We start from the raw sequence: 17,443 nt of genomic DNA, 5'->3' as shown, positions 1-17,443 counted from the left end.
ATACAGCTCATCTAGTGAAAGTTTATCCAAGTCGAAAGAGCGTGGTTCCGGACTATCGGCAAGAAGGATCATGGCGTTCAGATGACCCGTTTCTACCTTTTCATGATGATCGCGCTGGTAACGGTCGCCGCGTCTACGCTTGGCACGACATCTTCCTACGCGGACAGTTGTGGTGCGATCAGAAGTCAGTTGCTGTCAGCTGGCGGAGGTGTGAGCCCGGCACTGGCTCAGCTTCGTCGCCAGCTCGCGGCAATCCAGGGCCTGGAGAAGCAGCGCAGATGCACCGCGCAAAGTGCCGCGGGCGGCTTCTTCAACGCTTGCGCCGACCTGGCTCGAAACCGGACGGAGGTGCAGCGCCAGATCGCGGCTGCTTCCAATTCCGGTAGGGACAATTCGAGCCTGCGGGCACGGTTCGCGGCGCTCGGCTGTTCATCGGGAGCGAAGCAGGAGCGCCCGGCGCAGAGGGCCCAATCCGCGACGGCAGCGGCCGGGACCATGGTCGGCGGCAATGCGATGCTGTTTTGCGTTCGCCTGTCGGATGGATATTTCTTCCCCGCGCCAAAGTCGCAATTCGCCGGCAGCGGCGATCTCAAGGAAATGGCCGATCAATGCCGCTACATCTGCGACGATGCGGCGGTCGATCTCTACACGCTGAGCGATGTCAGCCAGGAAACCGACAGCATGGTGGCGCTCGACACGCGCAAACCATACACCGAGTTGCCGGCCGCTTTCCGGTATCGTGACGATGCCAATTTCAAGGCCTGTGACGTCAAGCGTTACTATCAGCGGGTTGCCGAACTGAGGGCCAGGACGGTGACGCCCACGAACATGACCAATGCCATTATCCCTTTGCCTCAGGCAAAGCCGGACCTCGGCAGCGTCGCGGCAATTCCAGACTCCGACAGCGAGGCTCCGGGTGCCGCCCAGCTGCAGTCGATCGAGGCCGGCAAGCGGACCGTGCGTGTGGTCGGCCCCGCCTTCTTCCCGGCTGAGTGACCACGAGCGTTTTCGCGGGAACGGCCGTCTTCGGTGAGCCTGTCGTTTGCCCGCAGGAACCAGGATCCGGCTGGAACATGGACCTGTTCCCGGCGTTGAGGTCGGTATCGGGCAGGAGAAACGCCATGGCCACGTCTAGGGAAATGAGGGTCCTGGAGATCGTCGAAGACGGCTCCCTGACTACCGACCAGAAGATCGCCGAATTGCGCAAGATCGAACCCGAGGCGCGCGGACTGCAGCGGGCGGCGTCGGAGGGGCCAATGGGCGACGATGACGGCTGGCAGGACGATCTGCGCCAGGTTCGGCTAGCGCTCGACAAACTCGGGGCCAAGGAACCGAGGAAGGGCACGGCATCGCTGTAGGATCCTGTTCGCCGGAGCAGCTCGGCGATCCTGTCAAGCGCAGAGCCGTCCTACTCGCAGACCATGCGAACCCTTTGGCCGGGTGCGCTCACGTTCCTGCATGCCAATTGTTTTTCGGAGTCCGATGACTGCGGAGGCGGCGGTGATACCTTGGTCTGATACCGCCTGTGCACGGCAGGCTTGGCTCTGCGGTCGGAAACCCGCCCGGGTTGCTGGGGCGGTCCCGGAAAGGCGCCAGTGCCGACCTGAGGCTGGTAGTCGATATTGGGCGGCGGCCGGTCCCAGATCCGCCTGGCGTCGAGCGGTCGTGGGATAATGACCGTGCCGTCATAGCTGCGCGAGCAGCCGCCGCCGAAAAGCAGCGCCACGCCCAGCAAGAAAGGCCCTATCCGTCCATACATTAGCACCACCCCTGCGCATGCTTATAGCGCGGCCTTGCTCCACGCCACAACCGGACGGAATAACGCAGCAGGAACAGGCCGGTTGCGCCGTTAAGGTTAGCGGATCGTTAATGCTTCTGCGGCACATTCCGCCGACGAACCGCGGAGGGAGGGTTCGGCCTTGATTTTCGGGGTGGGGACAGCATGGCGGAAGTGGACGAAACAATCGGCGCGCGCGGCAAGCGCGACCCCGGCAAAGCCGCCGCGCATGGCGGCGACGGATCATCCGGCGTCGACATGGATGGCGCCGACGTGCTGCGCCAACTCGTCGACGCGGCTTCGGACTGGACCTGGGAAACCGATGCGGAACTGCGCTTTTGCTGGCTCTCACAAGGCTACCAGGCGGCGACGGGTATCGATCCGGCTGACGTGCTTGGCCGGTTCCGCTTCGATTTTCTCAATCAGGTCCTGAAGGGCAACCGCAGCGCGGCAGGCCATCTGGAGGATTTGCAGGCGCACCGGCCGTTCCGCGACTTCGTCTACGAACTGAAGGGCGGCCGCCCCGACTGCCGCTGGGTGCTGACTTCAGGCTTCCCGCGTTTCGACGGCGACGGAAAATTTGCCGGCTATCGCGGCATGGGCCGCAACGTCACCGCGCTGGCCAGCGCCTTCGAGGGCATGGAACCGCCGGTTGGCGGCGAGCCAGTCCGGCATCTTGCCGATCTCGAGCGGACGATGGACGCCATGCATATGGGCGTCGTGCTTCTGGACGCCAGGCTCGACACACTGATCGTCAACAAAGCCTATCGCGATCTCTCCAGGATTCCGGATGGGGCCGTGACCGTCGGCGCGCCGTTCAGCCTGTTGATGGAACTCAACCGCCGCAACGGCATCTATGGCGACATCGACGAGAAGCAATGGCAGCGCTACCTCGCCACCCGCGTCGAGGAGATCAGGGCCGGTACCGTCGCGCCTCGGGAGTTTGCCCACGCCGACGGGCGGACCATGATGTTCTCCGTCACGGCTCTATCGGGAGGCAAACGCCTGTTGACCTACTATGAGGTCACCGAGGTCAAGCGGCGTGACGCCGAGATCGAGAATGCCAACGCCAAGATCGCCGAGACTTTCGCCAATCTGCGCACCATGGTCGATCAGATGCCGATCGGTGTTCTCGTCCTCGACGCCGACATGCGTGCCGAGGTCATCAACCGCGCCTTTTACGATTTCTGGCAGATCGACGCCCGGCGCGCCGAGACCGGCTGCAGCTTCCGCGAGCTGATGGACGCGAGCCGCGACATCGACCCGTATGGTTCGGACGACGCGACATGGCAGCGGCATGTGGCCGAGCGCGAGGCTGAAATCAGGGCCGGCATAGCCGGATCGCGGCAGTTCCCGCGCAATGACGGCCGGACGCTGATCTCGTCGATGGCGCCGCTGGCCGGCGGCAAGCGGTTCATTTCCTATGTCGATGTCACCGACATGAAGGATCGCGAGGCCGAACTCGCCGAAGCGCTGGAAAAGGCGCGGCTGGCGGAAGCGGTGATCAACGGCGTCAAGGATCCGATCTTCGTCAAGGACGACAATCTGCGCTTCGTCTTCGTCAACGAGGCCTTCGCGGCGCTGTTCAAGCAGGCGCCGCAAGCCATGCTTGGCAGGCCGGGAAGCGATTTCCTCGGGCCGGACCAGGTCGCGCTGTTCGAAAGCAGCGAACGCGAGGTGCTGGCCAGCGGACAGCAATACGAAGTGGAAGAAAGCTTCGAGGCCGGCGGCGCCGGCCGTTCGCGCATCGTCAGGAAGAATCGCGTCCGCGTGGCAAGCGGCCGCGACTATGTCGCCGGCTTTCTCTTCGACATTTCCGACATGAAGCGGCGCGAGACCGAAGCCGAAGATGCGCGCAAGCATCTCGCCAACGTGCTGGAATCGCTGCCGGCCGGCGTTATCATCTACGACCGGGACGACAAGTTCGTCTTCGCCAACCACAGGCTGCAGGATACGCTGCCGGCGTTGAAGCCCTTCTGGCAGCCCGGCCGCACCTTCCGCGAAGCGCTGGAGTTCGGCCATTCGGTCGGCTATTTCCGTTCGAGCGGCGATCCTGGGATCGACAGCCTGTACGAAGTCGACCCCGAACGCTGGCTCGACCGCATCCTGGCGCGGTACCGTCTGCCCAATTCCTCCTATGAGCGCCTCAATGCGGATGGGCGCTGGTACCAGGTCTATGACATGCGCACCGGCGACGGCACGTTCATCGGCGTGCGCGTCGACATCACCGACCTGAAGAGCCGCGAGGCGGCGCTTCGTGACTCGATGCGCCAGATCGATCTCTTCCGCCACGTCATGGACGAGTTGCCGGTGGCCGCCTTCATCAAGGCGCAGGACCTGAGCATCGAATTCGTCAACAAGGCGTGGTGCGCGCTAACCGGTCTCACCAAGGACGATGTCATCGGCCGGACCGACCGCCAGCTGTTCAGCGGCGAGGAAGCGGAGGGCTTCAGCCACGACGACACCGATGTCGTGACGAACGGCAATGTGCGCGAGGTCGAGGAGCCCGTTACCCATCGTGACGGTACGGTGCGGCAGTTGATGACGCGCAAGAGCCGCCTTGTGGCCACCGACGGATCGGTGCATCTCGTGGGCTCCAGCACCGATATCACCGACGTCAAGGCACGCGAGCAAGCCCTGGAAGAGAGCATGCGCGAGAACGAGGTGTTCCGCAGCCTTATCGACAACGTACCGGTGTCGATCTACGCCAAGCGCTCCGACCTCCGGCAATTCTATGTCAACAAGGGCTGGTGCGACCTCACCGGCTTCAGCAAGCAGGAGGCGATCGGCAAGACCGACGTCGAGATATTCGGGCCGGATGGCGAGGCCTTCGTGGCCAGCGATCTCGCCGTGCTGCGTACCGGCGAGACCCAGGAGATCCAGGAGACGGTTCGCCTTCCCGACGGCAGCGTCAGGCATCAGTTCGCCCGCAAGGGCGCAATGATCGCCTCCGACGGTTCGCTCTACCTGATCGGTTCCACTACCGACATTACGGAGCTCAAGCAACGCGAAGCGGAGCTCAGCGAGGCACGCCAGCGCGCCGTGCTCGCCGACCGCGCCAAGTCGGAATTCCTCGCCAATATGAGCCACGAAATCCGCACGCCGATGAATGGCGTGCTGGGCATGGCTGAACTCCTGGCCAAATCCAATCTCGATCTGAAGCAGAAGACGTTCACCGACATCATCGTCAAATCGGGCAACGCGCTCCTGACCATCATCAACGACATCCTGGATTTCTCCAAGATCGATGCCGGCCAGCTGGTGCTCGATCCGGCGCCCTTCAATCTCGCCGAGGCGATCGAGGACGTGGCGACGCTGGTGTCGACGCGGGCCAAGGAAAAGGACCTCGAGCTCATCGTGCGTATCGAGCCGCGGCTCGAAAGGCTGTTCATCGGCGATGTCGGCCGCATCCGGCAAATCGTCACCAACCTGCTCGGCAACGCGGTGAAGTTCACCGATGAAGGCCATGTGCTGGTCGACGTGACCGGAGAACGGGTTCCGACGGGAACCAGGCTGACGATCTCGGTCACCGACACCGGCATCGGCATCCCCGAGGAAAAGCTGAAACTGGTGTTCGAGAAATTCAGCCAGGTCGACACGTCGTCGACGAGGCGCCACGAAGGCACCGGCCTTGGCCTTGCCATTACCTCGCGGCTGGTCGACCTGATGGGCGGCGACATCGGCGTCGAGAGCGCCGAGGGCAAGGGATCGACCTTCTGGTTCACGGTGACGCTGCCCGGGGCCGGGCAGCAGAACGGGCAGCGCATCACGCCGGTGGACGTGACCGGCGCACGCGTGCTGATCGTCGACGATAATGCCGTCAACCGCGCCATCCTGACCGAGCAGATGACCTCTTGGACGTTCGATTCCTGCGCTGCCGAAAGCGGCGCCGAAGGCCTCAAGGTGCTGATCGCCGCGGCAGCTTATGGCGTGGCGGTCGACTGCGTGGTGCTCGACTACCAGATGCCCGAGATGACCGGCGCCGAAATGGCGCGCATCGTGCGCAATACCGAGGGCCTCGCGGACACGCCGATCATCATGCTGACCTCGGTCGACCAGTCGCTTGCCAACACCAGCTACCGCGATCTTGGCATCGACGCGCAATTGATCAAGCCGGCACGCTCCTCGGCGCTCCTGGAGACGCTGGTCGCGACCATCCAGCGCCATCGCCACACCACCAGCGGCCACGCCGTTCAGCCGCCAGCGGGCGAGGTGCTCGAGGTTGCCCTGCGGTCGTCTCTGGCGGTAGCCGAGCAGCGCGCGCAGCTGCAGCCGCCACCGGTTCGTCCCAGGCCGCCTGCCCCGGTCGGCGGGCATAGGCTGGATATCCTCGTGGCCGAGGACAATGAGGTGAACCAGATGGTCTTCACCCAGATCCTCGGCGAGACCGGCTATGGTTTCGAGATCGTCGGCAATGGCCGCAAGGCGCTCGACGCTTTCCGCACGCTCAATCCGTGCATGATCCTGATGGATGTCTCGATGCCTGAGATGAGCGGTCTCGAAGCGACGGCCGCGATCCGCCTGCTGGAGCAGGAAACCGGCACGCATGTGCCGATCGTCGGCGTCACCGCGCATGCGCTCAAGGGCGACCGCGAACGCTGCATGGAGGCGGGCATGGACGACTATCTGCCCAAGCCTATCAGCCCAAGGGCCTTGCTCGAGAAGGTCGAGCGCTGGGTCGGCGCCGGCCGTCAGGTCCATCGCAACGCGGGATAGCACCCGCGTCGCCCCGATTTCAGGATCCGGCGAGGCAGGGAATCAGCAGGGGATTTGCCGCTACCCCTGCGTGCAGTGACTATGGTGCGATCGCGCCATATCAAAGACCGTCTCCAGCCGGAACAATAGCAAAATCGAATTCCGCTCTTCTCGGTTACGGGCGGGAGCAGCGACCGCCTGCAAGAAACAGCGTCACCTACCCCAACGGACCTGTTTTTGGCGATGGCCCGGCCATGACACGCTCTGGCTGCGAGCAACGCGCTCCCGTCCGGATTTTATTCACGTGGGAAAGCTCGGTCGAATCCCGGGTGATTCCAGCCGCCGGTCGGCTCAAGCCCCTGATTCCGGCGGTAAACCCGGACCGGGCCGCGAGCGCCGGGCATCAGCGCCTTTCCCGGTGCGGGCGACGCGTTACCGGGCTGACACGAAACTGTCATGCGACTGTTATAATCGAAGGCTATTGGCCTCAGCGGGCGCCGGAGGAAATGGCGCCGAGAGACCATCTTCCGAACAGGAGCAGGCCACATGAGACATTTCATCCGCTCGGCGGCCGTTGCGATTGCAATGGCTGCGGCGTCCACCCTCACCCTTTCCGCAGCAATGGCAGCTGACCTTTCCGGCGCCGGCTCGACCTTCATCTATCCGGTGTTCGCCAAATGGGCCGACACCTACAAGAAGGACACCGGCATCGGCCTCAACTATCAGTCGATCGGCTCGGGCGGCGGCATCAAGCAGGTCATCGCCAAGACCGTGACCTTCGGCGCCACCGACAAGCCGATGTCCGACGCCGATCTGGAAAAGAACGGCCTCGTGCAGTTCCCGATGGTGATGGGCGGCATCGTGCCGATCGTCAACCTCACGGGCATCAAGCCGGGCGAACTCGTCCTCGACGGCAAGACGCTGGCCCAGATCTATCTCGGCGCCATCACCACCTGGGATGACGCCGCGATCAAGGCGCTGAACCCCTCGCTCACCCTGCCGTCGACCGCGATCGCCGTCGTGCATCGTTCGGACGGCTCGGGCACCACCTTCAACTTCACCGACTACCTCGTGAAGCTCTCGCCCGACTGGAAGGACAAGGTTGGTTCGGACACGGCCGTCGAATGGCCGACCGGCGTCGGCGCCAAGGGCAGCGAAGGCGTTGCCAACACCGTCAAGCAGACCGACGGCGGCATCGGCTACGTCGAATATGCCTATGCCAAGCAGAACAAGCTGTCCTACTCCAAGATGCTGAATGCAGCCGGCAAGGTCGTCGAGCCGTCGCTCGAATCCTTCGGCGCCGCCGCTTCGAATGCCGACTTCAAGACTGCCAAGAACTTCAACGTCATCATCACCAACGAGCCCGGCGACGCCACCTGGCCGATCGCCGCCTCGACCTGGGTGCTGATCCACAAGGCTCCGGACGATGCCGCCGCCACCGGCGAAGCGCTGAAGTTCTTTGCCTGGGCCTACAAGGACGGCAAGGAAACCGCCAAGGCGCTCGACTACGTGTCGATCCCCGACAGCGTCGTCGACCTGATCAAGGCTTCGTGGAAGGCCGACATCCAGGCCGGCGGCAAGCCGGTCTACGCTGGCGAGTAACATCACCCGAAGGAGCGCCGCTTTACGCGGCGCTCCTTTTTCTCAACACAAAGAGCCGAGCTTGACATGAGTGCTGTCCAGGAAGCCTTGCCAGCCATCAAGGGCTCGCGCGATGCCATCGTCAAACGTTTCGCGCTGACGGACACGATCTTCCATGCGGCGACCCGTGCCGCCGCGATCCTGGTTCTGGTCCTGCTTGGCGGCGTCGCCATCTCGTTGTTTGCCGGTTCCTGGCAAGCGCTCTCGACCTTCGGCTTTTCCTTTCTGACCACGGAAAGCTGGAACCCGGTGACCGAGAAATTCGGTGCGCTGGCGCCCATCTACGGCACCATCATCACATCCGCCATCGCCATCCTGATTGCCGTGCCGCTCGGCATTGGCATCGCGATCTTTCTCACCGAACTTTGCCCGCGCGCATTGCGGCGCCCGATTGGCATGGCGGTCGAACTGCTCGCCGGCATCCCCTCGATCATCTACGGCATCTGGGGCCTGTTCGTGCTGGCACCGTTCCTGCAGACGACGGTGCAACCCTTTATCATCTGGCTGTTCCATGGTGTTCCCGGGCTCAACAATCTGTTTGCCGGCCCGCCCTATGGTATCGGCCTGCTCACCTCGGCGATGATCCTCGCCATCATGATCCTGCCTTTCATCACCTCGATCACCAAGGACGTGTTCGACACGGTGCCGTCGGTGCTGAAAGAGTCGGCCTACGGCATCGGTTGCACGACCTGGGAAGTGACGCGGCGCGTGGTCATTCCCTATACCCGGATCGGTATCATGGGCGGCGTCATGCTCGCCCTTGGCCGTGCGCTCGGCGAAACGATGGCCGTCACTTTCGTCATCGGCAACGCGCACCGCATCTCGACTTCGCTGTTCGCGCCCGCCACGACGATCTCGGCAACCATCGCCAACGAATTCACCGAAGCCGTTGGCGATCTCTACACCTCCTCGCTGGTGGCGCTCGGCCTGATCCTGTTCGTCATCACCTTCCTCATCCTTGCCATCGCACGCTACATGCTGATGCGCATCGACGCCCGTACGGGAGCCTGACCGATGTCGACAGCCGCATCGCTTCACCAAAGCCGCAAGCGCAAGAATGGCGTGATGATGACGCTGTGCGTCGTCGCCGCCGGCATTGGCCTCGCCTGGCTGGCGCTTATCCTCGGCGCGCTGCTCTACAAGGGCCTGTCCGGCGTCTCGCTGGCCGTGTTCACCGAAATGACGCCTCCGCCCGGCGACGCCGGCGGCCTGCTCAATGCCATCTACGGCAGCGTGGTGATGACGATCATCGCCGTGATCGTCGGCACGCCGATCGGCGTGCTCGCCGGTACCTACATGGCCGAATACGGCCGCTTCTCCAAGCTCACCACCATCGTGCGCTTCATCAACGATATCCTGTTGTCGGCGCCATCGATCATCATCGGCCTGTTCGTCTACGAGCTGATGGTGCGGCCGATGGGACATTTCTCCGCCATTGCCGGCGCCGTTGCGCTGGCCATCCTGGTCATTCCGGTCGTGGTGCGCACCACCGAGGACATGCTCAACCTGGTGCCGAACGCGCTGCGTGAAGCCGGCACCGCGATCGGCGCGCCGCGCTGGGTGGTCATCAAATCTGTCGCTTACCGCGCCGCGCTCTCCGGCATCGTCACCGGCATATTGCTCGCCATCGCCCGCATCTCCGGCGAGACGGCGCCGCTGCTCTTCACCGCGCTCAACAACCAGTTCTGGTCGAGCAATCTCAACGCGCCGATGGCCAGCCTGCCTGTCACCATCTTCCAGTTCGCTCTCAGCCCCTATGAGGAATGGCAGCAACTGGCATGGACCGGCGCACTCATAATCACCCTGACGGTTCTCGGCCTGAGCATTTTCGCCCGCAGCCTTACCGGACGCAGAGAGGACAGATGAAACCGATGTTGTCCACCGAGTTGAACACGCCCGAAGTGGCCGTGGATAAGGCCAAGATCGAGGTCAAGAACCTCAACTTCTACTACGGCCAGTCGAAGGCGTTGAAGGATATCAGCCTGTCGCTGCCCGAGCGCAGCGTCACCGCCTTCATCGGCCCGTCGGGCTGCGGGAAGTCGACGCTGCTGCGCGTCTTCAACCGCATCTACGAGCTCTACCCGAAGCAGAGCGCCGACGGCCAGGTGCTGCTCGACGGCCAGAACATCCTCGACCGCTCGCAGGATCTCAATCTCCTGCGCACCAAGATCGGCATGGTGTTCCAGAAGCCGACGCCGTTCCCGATGTCGATCTACGAGAACATCGCTTTCGGCGTCCGTCTCTACGAGAAGATCAGCAAGTCCGAGATGGACGGCCGTGTCGAACAGGCGCTGAAGCGCGCGGCATTGTGGACCGAGGTCAAGGACAAGCTCAACGCCAGCGGCCTCAGCCTGTCGGGCGGCCAGCAGCAGCGTCTTTGCATCGCCCGCACCGTGGCGGTGAAGCCGGAAGTCATCCTGCTCGACGAACCAGCCTCGGCGCTCGATCCGCTGTCGACCGCCAAGATCGAGGAACTGATCGACGAGCTGCAGGCCGACTACACGATCGTCATCGTCACCCACAACATGCAGCAGGCGGCGCGCGTGTCGCGCCAGACGGCGTTCATGTATCTGGGCGAACTGGTCGAATTCGACAAGACCGAGAAGATCTTCACGTCGCCTCGCGAGAAGCGCACGCAGGACTACATCACCGGCCGCTTCGGCTGATATCACGCATACGAGGACCAGGATCATGGCCGAACACACAGTCGCAGCCTTCGATGAGGATCTCGGACAGATCAGCAGGCTGATCAGCGACATGGGCGATCTCGCCGGCACGATGGTCGGCGGCGCCACCAAGGCTCTGCTGAATTCCGACAACGCGCTGGCACAGCGCGTCGTCTCCGACGACGCCATCATGGATGCGCGCCAGCGCGAACTCGACGACCGCGCCATCACCCTGATCGCCAAGCGCCAGCCGATGGCCGACGATCTGCGTCATGTCGTCGGCTCGATCCGCATGGCGGGCGACCTCGAGCGCATCGGCGACCTTGCCAAGAACATCGCCAAGCGTGTCGGTTCCGTCGGCCTCACCGCCACGCCGCGCGACCTGTCGCACTCGATCGATTCCATGGCGCAGCTGGTGCTGATCCAGGTGCAGGGCGTGGTCGAGGAATATGCGGCCGGCGATGCCGCCGCCCTCGCCAAGCTCAGGAATGACGACGAACGCATCGACGTCAAATACACCTCGGTGTTCCGCGAACTGCTGACCTACATGATGGAGGATCCGCGCAACATCACGGCTTGCACGCATCTCTTGTTCTGCGCCAAGAATCTCGAGCGCATCGGCGACCATGTGACCAACATCGCCGAGAATGCGTATTATGTGCTGACCGGAACGCAACTGCCCGCCAATCGTCCGAAGCAGGACGAGACGGCGATGTCGGCGCCGGCGGCTTGACGATAGGATGATCTGCCAATGATCGCGCCACGCATCATGGTGGTGGAGGACGAGGAGCCGCTCGGCGTGCTCCTCCGCTACAATCTGGAATCGGAAGGCTACCAGGTCGAGGTGGTGCCGCGCGGCGACGAAGCCGAGATCCGCCTCCAGGAGAATGTGCCCGACCTCCTGGTGCTCGACTGGATGGTGCCGGCTGTTTCCGGCATCGAACTCTGTCGGCGCCTGCGAATGCGGCCCGAGACCGAGAGGTTGCCGATCATCATGCTGACGGCGCGCGGTGAGGAGAGCGACCGCGTGCGTGGCCTTTCGACCGGCGCCGACGACTATCTGGTCAAGCCGTTCTCGACGCCGGAATTCATGGCCCGGGTCAAGGCGCTGCTGCGTCGCGCCAAGCCGGAAGTGCTGTCCAGCGTGCTCAAGGTCGGCGACATCGTGCTCGACCGTGAATCGCACCGGGTCTATCGCAAGAAGAGCGAAATCCGGCTCGGACCGACCGAGTTCCGGCTGCTCGAATTCATGATGCGCCATCCCGGCCGGGTGTTCTCGCGCAGCCAGTTGCTCGACAATGTCTGGGGCGAGACGATCTATATCGACGAGCGCACGGTGGACGTGCATGTCGGCCGGCTGCGCAAGGCGGTCAACAATGGCCGCATGCCCGACGTCATCCGCACCATCCGCGGGGCGGGCTACGCGATCAGGGAAGACTAGGTCGAGGGCGGCTACGCCCCTGACTTCGTCATCCACGAGCGGAGCAAGGAGCGAAGCGACGCGGCGCAGACCCGAGGATCCGTGCCGGGACCTCGACGCGTCGCCGCAGTGCAGAATTCTGCGCCGTTGCACTCTACGATCGAGGTCACGGCATGGATCCCAGGGTCTCCGCGACGCCGCTTCGCGGCTGCTCCGCCCAGGGATGACGACCTTGAGGGCGCTCGGCCAACCTCCAGCATTGGTGGTGATTCACCGGAGCGTTCGCTCAGGCGACGCTCTTCCCAGCACTGCCTCTCGCCTGCACGCCCGGCGCGAAAATCTCCTGGTCGACGAAGGTCAAGGCGCGCATGGCGCAGCCTTCGCGGATGAGCGGCAGTTCGTTCGGCTCGGTGTCGAAGGAAATCGATTCCGAATGCTGGCCGCCGGCGGTCTGGGCGATGGCCTCGCGCAAGGCCGGCTCGATCAGGTCGAAGGCGGCGGCACTGACACCGACCATGGCGACCGGCGCCGGGTCGATCAGCGCGAACAGGCTGCCCAGCCCATAGCCCAGCGCCTCGCCCGCCTTGCGATACGCTTCGCGCTCCGGTCCGTCTTTCTCCCTTGCCGTCGCGGCGAGTGTCCGCATCTGCGCGTCGCTGACATCGGCGACCGGTTCGGCGTCCTCGCCAAGCTGCCTGGCATTACGCCAGATGGCATAGTTGCCGGCATAGGCCTCGACGCAGCCGCGCCGCCCGCAACGGCAGAGCGCGCCGCCCGGGCGATGGATCATGTGGCCGAATTCGCCGCCCGATGAATGGGTGCCGGTGAACAGTTCGCCCTTGAGCACCAGGCCCATGCCGATGCCGTGCGAGAGCAGGATGGCGATGAAGTCGTCGCGGTAGCGTTGAGGGTCGCGCCAGCGCAACGCCACCGCCATCATGTTGCAGTCGTTCTCCATGGTGGCGGGGATGCCGAATTCGGCTTCGAGTATGTCGGCGAAGGCAATGTCCGTCTGCGGCGTGATCGGCGACCACAGCATGGCACGCGCCTCGGTGTCGGTGATGCCCTGGATCGCCAGCGCGATGCGGGCAACACTGCGGACATCGAGATCGGGGTCCTCGATGCGGCGGCGCACTATTGCCGTGCATTCGCCGATCAGCGCCTCGCGCGACATGGTCAGCGTGTCCAGCCGGCGCTGCTCCTCGGCGACCACCTGGCCGGCATAATCGATGACGGCGACGGATAGGAAATTCAGCGACAGCACCACGGTCATCACAGCCGCGGCCTCGGGGTTGAGGCCGAGGCCAACCTGCGGCCGGCCGCGTTTGAGTGAGCCGGCCTCGTTCGGCTTGCCTTCGGTCAGGATACCTTCGCCGATCAGGTCGGCGGATATCGCCGATATGGTCGAGTGGCTGAGGCCAGTGGTGGCGGCGATCTCGGTGCGCGAGGGCTGACCATCCCGGCGCACGGCTGCAATCACCATTGCGCGGTTGCGCCGGCGCAGATCGTCGTGGCGGATTCCCACCGACATGCTTTCCCTCCCGGTTGCCGCGGTTCTTGATCCCCCTCGAATACCTCCGGCAACAGGGTCAAACACTGGCAGAAGCGGCCGGTGCTGTCATTTATTTATTGCGAGGCTCGAAAAAAAATTTCCGGCACCTCAAAATCCATCAGAATCGATGTTGACAGTGTTCCGGTGATGGACCAGTGTTTTTTCGAGGCTCGAAAAAATAGAGCCTTTGTGCCGGCCTTCGGGCCAGTTTGGTCGCGCCATACGCGGCGCAGGGAGGATATCATGAAGAGATTCACAGCCGCCATCCTGGCGGGTGTCGCCATGTCGCTGACACTGGTGTCGGTCGCGCAGGCGAAGGACAAGGTCATCGGCGTTTCCTGGTCCAACTTCCAGGAAGAGCGCTGGAAGACCGACGAGGCCGCCATGAAGAAGGCGATCGAGGCCGCGGGCGACAAGTACATTTCCGCCGATGCGCAGTCCAATCCCGGCAAGCAGCTGACCGATGTCGAGAGCCTGATTTCGCAGGGCGCCAATTCGCTGATCATCCTGGCGCAGGATGCCTCGGCCATCGGTCCGGCGGTGCAGAAAGCGCTCGACGAGGGCATTCCGGTCGTCGGCTATGACCGCCTGATCGAAAACAAGGACGTCTTCTACCTGACCTTCGACAACAAGGAAGTCGGCCGCATGCAGGCCCGCGAAGTGTTCAAGGTGAAGCCTGAAGGCAACTACGTCTTCATCAAGGGCTCGGGTGCCGACCCGAATGCCGACTTCCTGTTCTCGGGCTCGATGGAAGTGCTGAAGGAAGCCATCGACTCGGGCAAGATCAAGAATGTCGGCGAGGCCTATACGGACGGCTGGCTGCCCGCCAACGCCCAGAAGAACATGGAGCAGTTCCTCACCGCCAATGACAACAAGGTCGACGCGGTGGTCGCGGCCAATGACGGCACCGCCGGCGGCGTCGTCGCGGCGCTGACGGCGCAGGGGCTCGCCGGCACCGTGCCGGTCTCTGGCCAGGACGGCGACCACGCCGCGCTCAACCGCATCGCGCTCGGCACCCAGACCGTGTCGGTGTGGAAGGACGCCCGTGAACTCGGCAAGAACGCCGCCGAGATCGCCTCGCAGCTCGCCGACGGCAAGAAGATGACCGACATCGCCGGCGTGAAGGACTTCACGACGCCTGGCGGCAACACCGTCAAGTCGCTGTTCCTGACCCCGGTCGCCATCACCAAGGATAATCTCAACCTCGTCATCGACGCCGGCTGGATCAAGAAGGACGAAGTCTGCGCGGGCGTCGCCGCCGGCAGCGTTGCGGCCTGCAACTGAGTTTGACCGCTTGAAGAAATGAAGGCGCCGCGGCCCAAAGCCGCGGCGTTTTCTCAAAAAGATTTGTGTTTCCGCATCACGCGGATAGCTTCTAGGCTGGCTTCGGCATCCGCGTAGACGGCCAGCCGGTTGGAGGAAATCATGACCGATACGACGTCCAACCCGCAGGCCGATACCGCGCGCGCCTCGGAACTCGGCGCGGTCGCCCGGTTCCTGAAGGCGACCGAGATCGACACCCGCATGCTCGGCATGATCGGCGCCCTGCTGCTGATCTGGGTCGCGCTGCATGTGATTTCGAGCCTGCGTCTCGGCGTCAATCCGCTCGATTTCGACAGCCGCACGTTTCTCACGCCGCGCAATCTGTGGAACCTGTCGGTGCAGACGTCCGCGGTCGCCATCATGGCTTGTGGCATGGTGCTGGTCATCGTCATGCGCAACATCGACCTGTCCGTCGGTTCCGCCGAGGGCCTGATCGGCATGGTCATGGGTTTTGCGCAGGTGCATTTCCTGGTTCGGTTCGTGGGGCTTGAACTCGGCAACCCATGGATCTGGGTCCTGGCTCTGGTCATCGGCCTGGCGCTCGGCCTTTTGATCGGCGCCTTCCAGGGCTTCGTCATTGCCTATCTCGAAGTGCCGGCCTTCATCGTCACGCTGGGCGGCCTGCTGGTCTGGCGCGGCGCCGCCTGGTGGGTCACGTCAGGCCAGACGGTGGCACCGCTCGACGCCACCTTCCAGCTGATGGGCGGCGGCCCGGCCGGATCGATCGGCGCCACCTGGAGCTGGGTCGTGGGCATCGTCGCCTGCCTGGCCGTCGTGTTCGCGCTGTTCAACGGGCGCGTGCAGCGCAAGCGCTTCCGCTTCCCGCTGCGGCCGGTCTGGGCCGAGACGCTGCTCGGCGCCGTCACCTGCGCCGTCATCATGGGCGCGGTCTGGCTGGCCAACTCCTATCCATGGCCGATCGGCATCGTGAACCGCTACGCGGCCGCCAACAACATCACCGTACCCGAGGGCGGCCTGTTCATCGCCCACGGCATCGCGATACCGGTGCTGATGGCGGTCGCCGTCGGCCTGGTCATGACCTTCATCACCAACCGCACCCGTTTCGGCCGTTATGTCTTTGCCATAGGCGGCAATCCGGAAGCGGCCAATCTCGCCGGCATCAACACGCGCTGGATCACCATGAAGGTGTTCATGATCATGGGCGTGCTGGCCACGATCGCAGCCGCCATTTCGTCGGCCCGGCAGAACTCCTCCACCAATGTGCTTGGCACATTGGACGAGCTGCTCGTCATTGCCGCGGCCGTCATCGGCGGCACGTCGCTTGCCGGCGGCTCGGGAACGATCATCGGCGCCATGCTCGGCGCATTGCTGATGCAGTCGCTGCAGTCGGGCATGGTGCTGCTCGGCGTCGACTCGCCGCTGCAGAGCATCGTCGTCGGCGCCGTGCTGGTCATCGCGGTGTGGCTCGATACCGTCTATCGCAAGCGGGTTTAGGGATACGATCATGGCTGACAAAACCGCTCCCGCAACTGCCCCCGCAACCGCCCCCATGGGCACGCCGCTGGTCGACATGCGCAACATCTCGATCGCCTTCGGCGGCATCCGTGCCGTCGACGACGCGTCGATCGACCTTTTCCCGGGCGAGGTCGTAGCGCTGCTCGGCCACAACGGCGCCGGCAAGTCGACGCTGATCAAGATCCTGTCCGGTGCCTACAAGCGCGATGCCGGCCAGATCTTCGTCAATGGCGAGGAGGCAGCGATCTCCAACCCGCGCGACGCCAAGAAATACGGCATCGAGACGATCTACCAGACGCTGGCGCTGGCCGACAATGTCGATGCCGCCGCCAATCTGTTCCTCGGCCGCGAGCTGATGACCGCCTGGGGCACGCTCGACGACGTCGCCATGGAGGCCGAGGCGCGCAAGGTGATGGGGCGGCTCAATCCCCGCTTCCAGCGCTTCAAGGAGCCGGTGATCAAACTGTCAGGCGGACAGCGGCAGTCGGTGGCGATCGCACGCGCCATCCTGTTCAACGCCCGCATCCTGATCATGGACGAGCCGACGGCGGCACTCGGCCCCCAGGAAACGGCACAGGTCGGCGAACTGGTCAGGCAGCTCAAGTCCGACGGCATCGGCATTTTCCTGATCAGCCACGACATCCACGACGTGTTCGAGCTCGCCGACCGGGTTTGCGTGATGAAGAACGGCCAGGTGGTCGGCACGGCACGCACCACGGACGTCACCCAGGACGAAGTGCTGGGCATGATCATCCTGGGCAAATGTCCTCCAGGTGCCATACCGGGGCCGGGGGCGCTGAGGATCGCCGCCTGAGGCCGGCCGCAGGCCGGCCGGGCCGCTCGGGCACGCCCCGTTGCCGTTCACGTGATATGCCAGTGATCACGATGGCTTG

Annotated in this window: 13 protein-coding genes; 12 read left to right on the top strand and 1 reads right to left on the bottom strand. The window is 63.9% G+C overall.

Annotation, left to right across the window (positions count from 1 at the left end):
* Window positions 1-81: 81 nt before the first annotated feature.
* The 9 genes from EN850_RS24820 (at window position 82) to phoB (ending at window position 12,220) form a co-directional block, all read left to right on the top strand.
* Entirely contained in the window at window positions 82-996 is a 915-nt protein-coding gene (locus EN850_RS24820) for a DUF2865 domain-containing protein (RefSeq protein WP_127872068.1), read from the top strand.
* 125 nt (window positions 997-1,121) lie between these two features.
* Window positions 1,122-1,358: a hypothetical protein gene (locus EN850_RS24815; protein WP_136092477.1), complete on the top strand. Its 237-nt coding sequence runs from the start codon at window positions 1,122-1,124 to the stop codon at window positions 1,356-1,358.
* Window positions 1,359-1,942: 584 nt separating this feature from the next.
* Window positions 1,943-6,493 carry a PAS domain-containing protein gene (locus EN850_RS24805; protein ID WP_189591223.1) on the top strand — a complete coding sequence of 1,517 codons (4,551 nt, stop codon included), beginning with the start codon at window positions 1,943-1,945 and terminating at the stop codon, window positions 6,491-6,493.
* Window positions 6,494-7,018: 525 nt separating this feature from the next.
* Window positions 7,019-8,074, top strand: coding sequence for a phosphate ABC transporter substrate-binding protein PstS (pstS, locus tag EN850_RS24800; protein WP_127277560.1), 1,056 nt, complete (start codon window positions 7,019-7,021; stop codon window positions 8,072-8,074).
* A 66-nt stretch (window positions 8,075-8,140) separates the two neighbouring features.
* Window positions 8,141-9,124 carry a phosphate ABC transporter permease subunit PstC gene (gene pstC, locus EN850_RS24795; protein WP_136092476.1) on the top strand — a complete coding sequence of 328 codons (984 nt, stop codon included), beginning with the start codon at window positions 8,141-8,143 and terminating at the stop codon, window positions 9,122-9,124.
* A 3-nt stretch (window positions 9,125-9,127) separates the two neighbouring features.
* Window positions 9,128-9,979, top strand: a complete 852-nt coding sequence (gene pstA, locus EN850_RS24790) for a phosphate ABC transporter permease PstA (protein WP_135863100.1) — start codon at window positions 9,128-9,130, stop codon at window positions 9,977-9,979.
* Complete coding sequence (pstB, locus tag EN850_RS24785) at window positions 9,976-10,779, top strand: phosphate ABC transporter ATP-binding protein PstB (RefSeq protein ID WP_127277554.1); 804 nt, start codon at window positions 9,976-9,978, stop codon at window positions 10,777-10,779. The genes pstA and pstB overlap by 4 nt, the downstream gene beginning before the upstream one ends.
* Window positions 10,780-10,804: 25 nt before the next feature.
* The gene (phoU, locus tag EN850_RS24780; RefSeq protein WP_127277552.1) at window positions 10,805-11,512 is read left to right on the top strand and encodes a phosphate signaling complex protein PhoU; all 708 of its coding nucleotides are present in this window, start codon (window positions 10,805-10,807) and stop codon (window positions 11,510-11,512) included.
* 18 nt (window positions 11,513-11,530) lie between these two features.
* Entirely contained in the window at window positions 11,531-12,220 is a 690-nt protein-coding gene (gene phoB / locus EN850_RS24775; protein WP_032917568.1) for a phosphate regulon transcriptional regulator PhoB, read from the top strand.
* 265 nt (window positions 12,221-12,485) lie between these two features.
* Here the strand turns inward: phoB and EN850_RS24770 are convergent, their stop codons facing one another.
* The gene (locus EN850_RS24770) at window positions 12,486-13,730 is read right to left on the bottom strand and encodes an ROK family protein (RefSeq protein WP_135917184.1); all 1,245 of its coding nucleotides are present in this window, start codon (window positions 13,728-13,730) and stop codon (window positions 12,486-12,488) included.
* A 264-nt stretch (window positions 13,731-13,994) separates the two neighbouring features.
* Here EN850_RS24770 and xylF point away from each other — a divergent pair, with 264 nt between their 5' ends.
* The 3 genes from xylF (at window position 13,995) to EN850_RS24755 (ending at window position 17,364) form a co-directional block, all read left to right on the top strand.
* Window positions 13,995-15,035 (top strand): D-xylose ABC transporter substrate-binding protein, encoded by a 1,041-nt coding sequence (gene xylF / locus EN850_RS24765; RefSeq protein WP_127277547.1) that lies wholly within the window; start codon window positions 13,995-13,997, stop codon window positions 15,033-15,035.
* Between the two features lie 141 nt (window positions 15,036-15,176).
* On the top strand, window positions 15,177-16,529 hold the full coding sequence (locus EN850_RS24760; protein WP_127277544.1) for a sugar ABC transporter permease: 1,353 nt from the start codon (window positions 15,177-15,179) through the stop codon (window positions 16,527-16,529).
* Between the two features lie 10 nt (window positions 16,530-16,539).
* On the top strand, window positions 16,540-17,364 hold the full coding sequence (locus tag EN850_RS24755; protein ID WP_127277541.1) for an ATP-binding cassette domain-containing protein: 825 nt from the start codon (window positions 16,540-16,542) through the stop codon (window positions 17,362-17,364).
* Window positions 17,365-17,443: the final 79 nt, after the last annotated feature.

Origin of the sequence: Mesorhizobium sp. M8A.F.Ca.ET.207.01.1.1 (genome assembly GCF_004794715.1) — a bacterium.
Classification (GTDB): Bacteria; Pseudomonadota; Alphaproteobacteria; order Rhizobiales; family Rhizobiaceae; genus Mesorhizobium.
The sequence above is the reverse complement of the archived record's forward strand: the minus strand, read 5'-3'. Positions and strand labels throughout refer to the sequence as shown.

Bases quoted from the DNA above. Each gene is read 5' to 3' on its own strand.
- EN850_RS24820 (WP_127872068.1), top strand. From the start codon at position 82: ATGACCCGTTTCTACCTTTTCATGATGATCGCGCTGGTAACGGTCGCC.
- EN850_RS24815 (WP_136092477.1), top strand. From the start codon at position 1,122: ATGGCCACGTCTAGGGAAATGAGGGTCCTGGAGATCGTCGAAGACGGC.
- EN850_RS24805 (WP_189591223.1), top strand. From the start codon at position 1,943: ATGGCGGAAGTGGACGAAACAATCGGCGCGCGCGGCAAGCGCGACCCC.
- pstS (WP_127277560.1), top strand. From the start codon at position 7,019: ATGAGACATTTCATCCGCTCGGCGGCCGTTGCGATTGCAATGGCTGCG.
- pstC (WP_136092476.1), top strand. From the start codon at position 8,141: ATGAGTGCTGTCCAGGAAGCCTTGCCAGCCATCAAGGGCTCGCGCGAT.
- pstA (WP_135863100.1), top strand. From the start codon at position 9,128: ATGTCGACAGCCGCATCGCTTCACCAAAGCCGCAAGCGCAAGAATGGC.
- pstB (WP_127277554.1), top strand. From the start codon at position 9,976: ATGAAACCGATGTTGTCCACCGAGTTGAACACGCCCGAAGTGGCCGTG.
- phoU (WP_127277552.1), top strand. From the start codon at position 10,805: ATGGCCGAACACACAGTCGCAGCCTTCGATGAGGATCTCGGACAGATC.
- phoB (WP_032917568.1), top strand. From the start codon at position 11,531: ATGATCGCGCCACGCATCATGGTGGTGGAGGACGAGGAGCCGCTCGGC.
- EN850_RS24770 (WP_135917184.1), bottom strand. From the start codon at position 13,730: ATGTCGGTGGGAATCCGCCACGACGATCTGCGCCGGCGCAACCGCGCA.
- xylF (WP_127277547.1), top strand. From the start codon at position 13,995: ATGAAGAGATTCACAGCCGCCATCCTGGCGGGTGTCGCCATGTCGCTG.
- EN850_RS24760 (WP_127277544.1), top strand. From the start codon at position 15,177: ATGACCGATACGACGTCCAACCCGCAGGCCGATACCGCGCGCGCCTCG.
- EN850_RS24755 (WP_127277541.1), top strand. From the start codon at position 16,540: ATGGCTGACAAAACCGCTCCCGCAACTGCCCCCGCAACCGCCCCCATG.